Below are 5,365 nucleotides of genomic sequence, written 5' to 3'. Positions count from 1 at the left end.
GCATGGTGCGGGTGACCACCTGGCCGGCATGGCGCATCAGATATTCGAGCAGCCGGTACTCGCGCGGCTGCAGCGTGATTTCCTGGGAGCCGCGGCGCACCGTGTGGGACAGCCGGTCGAGTTCGAGATCGCCGACGCGATAGACCGTCTCGGATTCGCGGGCGGGCGCGCGCCTGTTGAGCACTTCGACCCGCGCGAGCAGTTCGGAGAAAGCATAAGGCTTGGTGAGATAGTCATCGCCGCCGGCGCGCAAGCCCGTCACACGGTCATCGACCTCGCCAAGCGCCGACAAGATCAGAACCGGTGTTGTGTTGCCTCGCGACCGCAGCCCGGCAATCACCGAAAGACCATCGCGCCTTGGCAGCATGCGGTCAACGACCATGACGTCGTATTCGGCAGCATCGGCAAGGGCGAAACCTGAATCGCCGTCGCCCGCGACATGGGCAGTATGGCCGGCTTCCGCGAAAGCCTTCTGCATATAGTCGGCCGCCTCGCGGTCATCTTCGATGACAAGAATCTTCATGCCATCGTTATACGCGATTTTGCCGGATATCAGAGGCGACATGTCGTTTCCTCCAAAGATTGAAGTGGCAGCGGGCGATGGGAGCCCGCTGCCACCGGGGCCGGAATCGAAGACTGACAAACTATMCGGCGCCGTCACTTTCCGTCGGGCGGCTCGGGGGTGATGAAACCGCCCGACAGGAGTGATCGGTCAGCCCTGATTGACAGGCAGGGCCACGAAGCGGTTGCTGTTTTCGCGGCTGATCTGGAAGAGGACGGCTTTGCGGCCCGCCTTTTCCGCCTGACTAAGCGCCTGTGTCACATCGGCAGGTGAAGTGACTTCGGCCGAATTCACGGCGGTGATGATGTCACCTGCCTGGATACCGCGATCGGCAGCGTCGCTAGAGGGGTCAACGTCCGTCACCACGAGGCCCTTGCCATCTTCCGAACGCGTGACCGTCAGACCGAGATCGGCAAGCGAGCTGGGTTCGCCGGGTGCCGAAGGCTGGTCCGCCGAGGCCTGCTTGTCCGAACCCGGAAGCGTGCCGAGGTCGACGTTGACGTTTTCCATCTTGCCGTTGCGCCAGACGGTGACGGCAACCGCCTTGCCAGGCGTGACAGCGCCGATCAGACGGGCGAGTTCCCTCGGAGAGGCGACCTCTTGCCCGTTGACCTGGGTGATGACGTCACCAGCGACTATACCCGCCTTCTTGGCCGGGCCGGTGTCCTGGGCGCTCGAAACGAGTGCACCCTTCTCGCCCTTGAGGCCGAGGGACTCCGCAATGTCGGAAGTGACAGGCTGGATTTCCACGCCGAGCCAACCACGCTGGACGCTGCCATTTTTCATCAGATCCTGAACCACCTGCTTGGCGGTAGAGGCTGGGATCGCAAAGGCGATACCGACGCTGCCACCCGACGGCGAGAAGATGGCGGTGTTGATGCCGACCACTTCGCCATTGAGGTTGAAGGCAGGACCACCTGAATTGCCGCGGTTCACCGCAGCGTCGATCTGCAGGAAGTCGTCATAAGGGCCAGCGCCGATATCACGGCCGCGCGCCGAAACGATGCCGGCGGTGACGGTACCGCCGAGCCCGAATGGATTGCCGACTGCAACGACCCAGTCGCCGACCCTGATCTTCGCGTCGTCAGCAAAGCTGACATAGGTGAACTTTGTGCTGGCATCGACCTTGAGCACGGCGAGGTCGGTGCGCGGATCAGTGCCGATCAGCTTGGCATCATATTCCTTGCCGTCGCTAGCGACGACGGAATAGGCAGTGCCATCGGCAACGACGTGGTTGTTGGTGACCAGATAGCCGTCGTCAGAGATGAAGAAGCCCGATCCTTGTGCGACAGGCCGCGGTTTCTGGCTGCCGTCGCGCTGGCCGAACTTCTGACGATTCTGGTTCTGGCCGTTGCCGTCCTGCCCGCGGAAGAAGCGCTTCAGCGGATGATTGTCCGGCAAATTGTCAAAACCCTGCTGGTTGGAAAACGGCGAAGAGCCGGTATCGGCAGCCGGGTCGATCCTCGCCTTGACCTGAACGCTCACAACTGCCGGCGAAACATGCTCGACAACGTCGGCGAAGCTCGGGACCTGCGGTGCATTGACGTTTACTGCGTCAGCATAAACTGGGAGGGTTCCACTGGTCACGGCGCCGAAACCAATCGCCCCTACAAGGGCAAGGGATGCGGCGGCGGCCAGGAGACGCTTGCGCGAACGCGAAAGGGAATTTGGGGCGGTGCTCATTGTCTCTGATCCTCATGAACGGGATGCATTGGTTCCGCATCCGATGGATCAAGAGATAGAGAGACTCACATTACGGCACCATTTCCGAGGGATGAAACTTTGGTAATGTTGAGCTTGCTCAGGCGTCCTTGCGCAGAATAGATTCGAGCGCTTCTTGCTCGTCCTTCGTCAAGGCATCCGGCTCCTGCCTGCGCCGCGAACGGGCCGACAGGAACACAAATGTGCCACCACCGAGCAGCAGCAGGACTGGCGTTCCCCAGAGCAAGGCGTTGCGCAGGTTGAAGCGCGGCTTCAACAGCACGAACTCGCCGTAGCGGGAGACGATGTAGTCCATCACCTGCTCGTCGCTGTCGCCAGTGACAAGCCGCTCGCGCAGCAGCACGCGCAGGTCGGCGGCCAGTTCGGCGTCTGATTCGTCAATGGACTGGTTCTGGCAGACCATGCAACGCAGCTCTTCAGACAGCAGCCGCGCCCGGGCCTCAAGCTTCGGATCGGCGAGCATCTCGCTAGGCTTCACGGCAAGCGCCGTGCCCGCGAAGAGGAACGTGGCGAGGAACCCTGCGATTGCCGGCAGTTTCATCTTCATGAGGCGACCGGCACAGGTTTGGCTTGGCCGGACTTGCGTCGCGCCGGCGCACCGACGCGGAGACGACGATCCATCAGCGATATGAAACCGCCAAGCATCATTACCAACGAGCCGCCCCAGATCAAGGTGACCAACGGCTTCCACCAGACCCGCACGACCACCGAGCCATTGCCGGTTTCGTCGCCAAGCGAGACGTAGAGCTGGCTCAGCCAAATGGTCTTGATGCCAGCTTCGGTGGTCGGCATCTGGCGTACCGGATAGAAGCGCTTGGACGACACGATCTCAGCGAAAGGCTGGCCGTTGGCGCCAAGCAGCGAGAAACGGCCTTGGTCCTCGGTGAAGTTCGGCCCACGCATAGGCGTCAGTCCGTTGAACCGCAGATGGTGGCCGGAAATCTCCAGCACCTGCCCCGGCTTCATGACCAGGATCGCCTCTTTCTGGAACGACAACACCCCAACGATGCCAAGCAATGTCAGCCCAAGGCCAAGATGTGCCAGCGCCGTACCGAAAACCGAGCGCGGAAGGCCAAGGAAGCGGTGCAGCGCCACGTTCGGCGCGACGTTGCCGATGCCAGACTTCAGCGCGACGTCGGTCAATGCGCCAAGCACGAGCCAGGTCGCAAGGCCGGCACCAAGGGCAGCGAACACCGATGCGCCATCGATGAACAGGAAGGTGACCAGGACAACCGCAAGTGCGGCGCCAAAGGCGAACATGAGTCGCTGGGCGACGGCAGCGACATCGCCACGCTTCCAGGCAAGCAGCGGTCCGAACGGCACGACCGCCAGAAGCGGTATCATCAGCGGGCCGAAGGTCAGGTTGAAGAACGGCTCGCCGACCGAAATCTTGTCGCCGAACAGGGCCTCGACCACCAGCGGATAAAGCGTTCCGATCAGCACTGTCGCAGTCGCGGTGGTCAGGAACAGGTTATTGAGCACCAGCGCGCCTTCGCGCGAGATCGGATGGAAGATGCCTCCCACCGTCAGCGTCGACGCGCGCAGTGCAAACAGCGCCAGCGAACCGCCGATGAACAGCGTGAGAATGCACAGGATAAAGACACCGCGGCTCGGGTCACTGGCAAAGGCATGCACCGAGGTCAACACACCCGAGCGGACAAGGAAGGTGCCCAGCAACGACAGCGAGAACGTCAGGATGGCAAGCAGCAGCGTCCAGATCTTCAGCGCCGAGCGCTTTTCCATGACGATAGCCGAGTGCAGAAGTGCGGTGCCGGCAAGCCAAGGCATGAAGGAGGCGTTTTCGACCGGATCCCAGAACCAGAAGCCGCCCCAGCCGAGCTCGTAATAGGCCCAGTAGGAACCCATGGCGATACCGCCGGTCAAAAACACCCAGGCAGCAAGCGTCCATGGGCGTACCCAGCGCGCCCAAGCGGCATCGATGCGGCCCTCGATCAGGGCTGCAACAGCAAACGAAAAACAGACCGAAAAGCCGACATAACCGAGATAAAGCAACGGCGGATGGACTGCGAGGCCAATGTCCTGAAGGATCGGATTGAGATCCTTGCCTTCGATCGGCGCCGGTACCAGGCGGGCAAACGGATTCGACGTGATCAGGATGAAGAGCAGGAAGGCCGTGCCGATCCAGCCCTGGACGGCAAGCACGTTTGCTCGAAGCGTCGCCGGAAGATTGGCGCCGAAGGCCGCGACCAATGCACCGAAGAAGCTGAGGATCAGGACCCACAGCAACATCGAGCCTTCGTGGTTGCCCCAGGTGCCGGTGAACTTGTAGATCATCGGCTGAAGGGAATGCGAGTTCTCCCAGACATTGACGAGCGAGAAGTCCGACTGGACATAGGCCATGGTCAGCACGGCAAAAGACAGGGCGATCATGGCAAATCCGGTGACTGTCACCGGCCCGCCAACCGCCATCAGCCTGGCGTCGCCCTTGTAGGCTCCGTAAAGCGGCACCAGCGACTGCACCAGCGACAGAGCGAGCGCCAGGATAAGCGCGAAGTGACCCATCTCGACCATGTCAGCGCCGTCCGACGTTCATTGCGTGGTTTCCTGCCAGACGCCCTTTGCCTTCAGGCTATCGGCGACTTCCCTGGGCATATAGTTCTCGTCATGTTTTGCCAGCACGCTATCGGCGACAAACTCACCGTCTGAGCCGAAGCTGCCCTCGGTGATCACGCCCTGCCCTTCCCGAAACAGATCGGGCAGGATGCCAGTGTAGCGCACTTTCACCGTTTTTTCGGAGTCGGTCACGCCGAATTCAACCTGGGTTCCCTGCCCGCGCACGATGGAGCCATTTTCGACGAGACCACCGAGCCGAATCCGCTGGCCCGGCTGCAAGGTCGCTGCCTGCAAATCCGCCGGCATGTAGAAATAGGAGGCTTTCTGGCCGAGCGCGTAAAAGGTCAGGGCCGTTGCCGCGCCCAAGAAGGCCAGCGCGCCCGCAATCACCGATAGCCGTTTTTGTTTACGGGTCATGCCTACTCCGTGACTTTCAGGCCAAGCGAGCCAGCCAGTTCGGAAAGCTTGCGGCCGTCTTCGCTGTCACGGCCAAGTGCGGTATAGGCG

The 5,365-nt window shown here is 61.6% G+C and carries 5 protein-coding genes; all 5 read right to left on the bottom strand.

Annotation, left to right across the window (positions count from 1 at the left end):
• Window positions 1-523 (bottom strand): response regulator transcription factor (locus AC1DUU_RS21810; protein WP_476785479.1); only part of this gene is annotated, 523 nt, incomplete at its 3' end.
• Window positions 524-712: 189 nt separating this feature from the next.
• A complete protein-coding gene (locus AC1DUU_RS21805) occupies window positions 713-2,245 on the bottom strand; it encodes a Do family serine endopeptidase (RefSeq protein ID WP_476785478.1) in 1,533 nt (510 codons plus the stop codon).
• A gap of 118 nt (window positions 2,246-2,363) precedes the next feature.
• Complete coding sequence (locus tag AC1DUU_RS21800; protein WP_476785477.1) at window positions 2,364-2,831, bottom strand: cytochrome c-type biogenesis protein; 468 nt, start codon at window positions 2,829-2,831, stop codon at window positions 2,364-2,366.
• Window positions 2,828-4,816, bottom strand: a complete 1,989-nt coding sequence (locus AC1DUU_RS21795; RefSeq protein WP_476785476.1) for a heme lyase CcmF/NrfE family subunit — start codon at window positions 4,814-4,816, stop codon at window positions 2,828-2,830. The genes AC1DUU_RS21800 and AC1DUU_RS21795 overlap by 4 nt, the downstream gene beginning before the upstream one ends.
• Before the next feature lie 18 nt (window positions 4,817-4,834).
• On the bottom strand, window positions 4,835-5,275 hold the full coding sequence (gene ccmE / locus AC1DUU_RS21790) for a cytochrome c maturation protein CcmE (RefSeq protein WP_476785475.1): 441 nt from the start codon (window positions 5,273-5,275) through the stop codon (window positions 4,835-4,837).
• Window positions 5,276-5,365: the final 90 nt, after the last annotated feature.

Source organism: Aminobacter sp. P4_H6_2, from assembly GCF_056400805.1.
Note: the sequence above shows the minus strand (reverse complement) of the source record. Positions and strands in the feature narration are given on the sequence as shown.

Bases quoted from the DNA above. Each gene is read 5' to 3' on its own strand.
- AC1DUU_RS21805 (WP_476785478.1), bottom strand. From the start codon at position 2,245: ATGAGCACCGCCCCAAATTCCCTTTCGCGTTCGCGCAAGCGTCTCCTG.
- AC1DUU_RS21800 (WP_476785477.1), bottom strand. From the start codon at position 2,831: ATGAAGATGAAACTGCCGGCAATCGCAGGGTTCCTCGCCACGTTCCTC.
- ccmE (WP_476785475.1), bottom strand. From the start codon at position 5,275: ATGACCCGTAAACAAAAACGGCTATCGGTGATTGCGGGCGCGCTGGCC.
- AC1DUU_RS21795 (WP_476785476.1), bottom strand. From the start codon at position 4,816: ATGGTCGAGATGGGTCACTTCGCGCTTATCCTGGCGCTCGCTCTGTCG.